The following is a 4,730-nucleotide window of genomic DNA, read 5'->3' as shown; positions in this document are numbered from 1 at the left end:
GAAGCTAAACCAGAAGCTAAACCAGAAGCTAAACCAGAAGCTAAACCAGAAGCTAAACCAGAAGCTAAACCAGAAGCGACAGCAGACCTATCATGGGCAAACCCGAAATTGGCTAAGGCTGCCAGCGACCTTGTCGCTGCCAATGGCGTCACAGAGCAACACCTCGCGCTGTCAGGCGTCATCGCAGAGTGTTATAAGCAGCGCAAGTTGAATGAGTATGTGCAGTATGGTGCAAGCTTGTCTCAAGATTACCTTGAACTGTTTGCCGCATATGTCAAAGGCCTTAAGGCAAAGAACCCTAATGCAGAAGTTAAAGGCACAGGCATGATGCATTTATCGACCTTGCTTAATGATAACGGTGATTTCGATAGCGCGATTTCAATCTGTAAAACCGCAATTGAATACGGTCTTGCAGATGGTACGGTTACTGGGTTTGAGGGGCGAATTACGCGTATCGAGAAAGCCAAGGCAAAAGCGAATAAATAGCTTTAACAGCTAAAAACAATTAATCACTAACTAAGCTGTGTAGAATAAGCAGATTGGTTAGCAAAGAGGCGAACTCCTGACTTGCATTGGGACTTCGCCTTTTTATTTAGAGGAAATATTGCATGAATTTTCGTTCGCTGTGTTTACTAGGTATGGCTTCAATAGGTCTGATTGCTTGCACTCAGTCTCCTGAATGGACGCTAATGTATTACCCTGACAGCCAGACTAAACCAAGCGTTGAGCAGTCTGGCGAATTTATAACGGGCTATTATGAGACCATCGAGCAGTGCCATGCGAAAGGCAAGGGGCTTATTCGTTTAAGTGGCGTTACCGATGGCCACTATGTGTGTGGTTATCAGTGCGAAGCGCAAGGGGAGTTGTTGAGCTGTCAAAGCGTGATCACTTCAGACATGTAATCTCAGCTCTATTTTATAGCTGTTGATTCGGCCAGAATTCAAAACACTCTAGGAAGGCATATGCGATTAAAACAAGATTTTTTTGAACAACTGCCAGACTTCTACTCACAGGTATTTCCATTGGGGATCAGTGATCCGCACTGGCTTGCCTGGAGCCAAGATGCGGCGGCTCTCATTGGGTTAGATAAGCCTACAGATGAGCTGCTGCAAGGGCTTTCTGGTAATGCGAGTATTGAGGGGGCAAGCTATTATGCACAGGTCTATAGTGGTCACCAATTTGGTGGCTATTCGTCGCAACTCGGTGATGGTCGCTCGATTATTCTTGGTGAAGCGATAGGGCCGCAAGGCGCGTGGGATGTGGCCTTAAAAGGCGGTGGACCAACACCATATTCTCGCCATGGTGATGGCCGTGCAGTGATGCGATCTGCCGTGCGTGAATTTTTGATCTCAGAAGCTCTGCATCATCTTCACATTCCAACCACCCGTGCGTTAGCGGTTATTGGCTCCGACTTGCCTGTATGGCGGGAAACCCAAGAAACTGCCGCAATCACAGTTCGCCTAGCCAAAAGCCATATTCGTTTCGGACACTTTGAGTTTTTTTGCCATAGCCAGCGCGGAGCCCCAGAGAAGCTGAAGCAGTTACTCGATTTTACGATTAAGCAGCATTACCCAGATTTAAGTTGCGACGCTGCTGGCTACAAGGCCTGGTTTGCTCGTGTGGTTGCCGATACCGCTAAGATGATTGCTCACTGGCAAGCGATAGGTTTTGCCCACGGGGTGATGAACACCGATAATATGTCGATACTGGGTGACAGTTTCGACTTTGGCCCGTTTGCTTTTTTAGATACGTTTAAAGAAGACTTTATCTGTAATCACTCCGATCCAGAGGGGCGTTATGCTTTTGGTCAGCAGCCGGGAGTTGGCCTGTGGAACTTGCAACGGTTAGCACAGGCATTGTCGCCCATCATTCCTTCTGACGTTCTGGTTGCTGCACTGGATCAATATCAACAGGAATTGGTAACGCATTATTTAGTCTTGATGCGGGCTAAATTAGGTCTAACAGCCATTGAGGCTGCCCCTGAAGTGGTAACAGAGCAGGATAACTATGATTTAACACTCATAGGTGGCTTCACTACGCTGATGGAGCGTAATCATTTAGATCATACCAATACCTGGCGTCGATTCGGTCAGTTAGATCCCAATTCTAGTCATTCCTCTTTACGTGATGATTTTGTCGATCTTAATGGTTTTGATACTTGGTATCAGGCCTATCAAATGCGGATCGGCAAGCTTGATGAGGTCGGGCTTTGGCAGCGTGAGCGTAACCAGACGAATCCTAAATATATTTTGCGCAATTATCTTGCACAAGAGGCAATAATCGCCGTTGAACAGGGCGACCTTCAGCCACTGCATAATCTGCAGCGCTTGTTGCAGAACCCATTTGATGAACAGTTAGAGTTTGAGGATTTAGCTAAGCGTCCACCAGATTGGGGGCAAGGGCTGATCATGTCTTGTAGTAGTTAAACTGCAGGCGAGTGTTTATCGATACACATAGAATAATAAGAGTAAACTAATGCAATTAACCTCAATTAAATTAGAGCGCGAAACCTTAAGCTTATCGGTACAGGCAGATATCGACTTTGAGCAATTTGAACTGTTTGCCGAGCCTTTTGCCAAAGTATTAGATTGCCGAGTGGTTGAGAGGCAATGGGGCGCAGATCGCCATCAGTGGCTACTGGAGTTTGAAGGCTCACACCTGCAGCTACATTATGAGTTTTATGGTGATATCTGTTGGTTGTCGACAGACAGAGAAGATGAGTTCGAGGTATTGGTTTATTTAGCAGAATTGATGAAGCCTTACTTGCTATAAATCGTGTTATATAAGCATGAATATATTTTAGAGTTTGAATGAAATCGCTTCCTCGATGCCATTCACAATTGAGCATAATGATATGAATATAAATCCTCCTCAATCAGCAACAGCAAAAGAGTCAGGTTCGGCTTTTCATTATCAGGCATTAACGCCCGATTTAATCTTAACCGCAATTGAAACCTTAGGGATCTATCCTGAAACCGGTCTTTTAGCATTAAACAGCTACGAGAACCGGGTTTATCAGTTTCGCTGTGATAGAGGGCAACGTTATGTGGTTAAGTTCTATCGTCCAGAGCGTTGGACTGATGCGCAAATTCAAGAGGAGCATGACTTCTCTGCAGCGCTTGCTGAGCATGAAGTGCCTATCGCCACCCCAGTGATTATTGATGGCAAGTCATTGCATGAATATCAAGGATTTCGTTTTGCATTGTTTCCTTCAATCGGTGGCCGTGCATTTGAAGTCGATAACCTTGACCAGTTAGAACAGGTGGGGCGTTTTATTGGCCGTATTCACCAATACTCAAAGCAGGCTGACTTTAAATACCGTGATGTGATGTCACCGAAATTATTGGGTGAAGAGTCTCTCAGTTGGCTTAAAGCTTCTGGTCATATTCCAGCGAGTTTAGAGCTGCCTTACTTTACAGTGGTTGAGCAGATCTTAGAAAAAGCGTCAGCTTTGTGGTTACCAGATAGCTATCGCTCAATACGTCTGCATGGCGACTTACATCCGAGTAATATTTTGTGGACGCCAGAGGGGCCAGGCTTTGTCGATCTCGATGACGCCAAGATGGGGCCTGCAGTGCAAGATATCTGGATGATGCTTGCCGGAGACAGACCGCAGCAGTTATTACAGCTTGAGGTGTTACTCGAAGGCTATGAAGAGTTTTGTGAATTCGATAGTCGTGAGTTGCAGTTGGTTGAACCGCTGCGAGCGATGCGCATGCTGCATTACAATGCATGGCTTAGTCGTCGTTGGGCAGACCCTGCTTTTCCAATGAACTTCCCCTGGTTTGCTGAGGATAAATATTGGGAACAACAGATTTTAGCCTTTAAAGAGCAGTTAGCAGTGCTGGATGAGCCACCGCTAAGTTTAATTCCACAATATTGATTTTAAACGGGTGATGCTCGTATTTTGTAACAGAAAAATGAACTTTTGCGCTTGAGGTCGACTCCAAAGCACATTATGTTATATCCAAATAATTAGCGTGATGCTGTGTTAGCATCAAAAGGAATCAAGATGAAAAAAGCTTTATTGGTTGCATTTGCACTATTGATGGCGCCTATGGCAGCGATGGCAGCTCAGTATGAAGAAGGTGTGCATTACACGGTAATTAACGAAGGTCCTGGTACAGCGAAGCCAGAGATTGCCGAGTTTTTCTCTTTCTACTGCCCACATTGCTATACCTTCGCTAAAGAGCAGGTACCAAAGATTAAAGCAACCTTGCCAGAAGGTGTTACCTTCAAGCAGAACCACGTTGAGTTCATCGGTCGTCAAATGGGCGTAGAGATGTCACGTGCCTTTGCTATCGCACACCAACTAAAGATTGAAGAGAAGATGGAGCACGCTCTGTTTTCAGCAATCCAAGACAAGAAGCAGAACTTCACTAACCTTGATGATATCAAAGCGCTTTTCGTTGTTAACGGTGTCGATCCTAAAGCATTCGATGCAGCAGCTAAATCATTTATGGTGAATGCGCAGATGTCTAAAATGAAGCGTGACACTGAAAATGCACAAATTGCTGGCGTACCCGCATTGGTTGTAAACGGTAAATATCGTGTTGAAACGGGTGCAATCAAGTCTTACCAAGAGCTACTTGATATTGCTTACTACCTAGCGACGCAAAAGTAATTTACGACGCTAGATAAAAAAGGAGCCAATAGGCTCTAATGCCGTTCACTTAAGGTGAACGGCATTTTTATTTTTGGCATACCGTTGAGGCCTTGGTTTTACTGTT

The 4,730-nt window shown here is 45.2% G+C and carries 5 protein-coding genes and 1 pseudogene; all 6 read left to right on the top strand.

Translation table 11 applies throughout. The annotated features are described in order from the left end of the window. Positions 1-486: pseudogene (locus ACVBJC_RS20255) on the top strand (hypothetical protein); the annotation flags it as partial. A 122-nt stretch (positions 487-608) separates the two neighbouring features. Beyond that, the gene (locus ACVBJC_RS20250) at positions 609-902 is read left to right on the top strand and encodes a hypothetical protein (RefSeq protein ID WP_447162710.1); all 294 of its coding nucleotides are present in this window, start codon (positions 609-611) and stop codon (positions 900-902) included. 60 nt (positions 903-962) lie between these two features. After that, entirely contained in the window at positions 963-2,426 is a 1,464-nt protein-coding gene (locus tag ACVBJC_RS20245) for a protein adenylyltransferase SelO (protein WP_447162709.1), read from the top strand. 49 nt (positions 2,427-2,475) lie between these two features. Further along, positions 2,476-2,772, top strand: coding sequence for a DUF3630 family protein (locus ACVBJC_RS20240; RefSeq protein ID WP_447162708.1), 297 nt, complete (start codon positions 2,476-2,478; stop codon positions 2,770-2,772). A gap of 82 nt (positions 2,773-2,854) precedes the next feature. Continuing rightward, positions 2,855-3,883, top strand: coding sequence for a serine/threonine protein kinase (locus tag ACVBJC_RS20235; RefSeq protein WP_447162707.1), 1,029 nt, complete (start codon positions 2,855-2,857; stop codon positions 3,881-3,883). A 129-nt stretch (positions 3,884-4,012) separates the two neighbouring features. Beyond that, positions 4,013-4,624, top strand: a complete 612-nt coding sequence (locus ACVBJC_RS20230) for a thiol:disulfide interchange protein DsbA/DsbL (RefSeq protein ID WP_447162706.1) — start codon at positions 4,013-4,015, stop codon at positions 4,622-4,624. The last annotated feature ends 106 nt before the right edge of the window (positions 4,625-4,730 follow it).

It is taken from the genome of Shewanella sp. 0m-6 (assembly GCF_052977325.1).
This window is presented reverse-complemented; position numbering and strand designations above follow the sequence as displayed.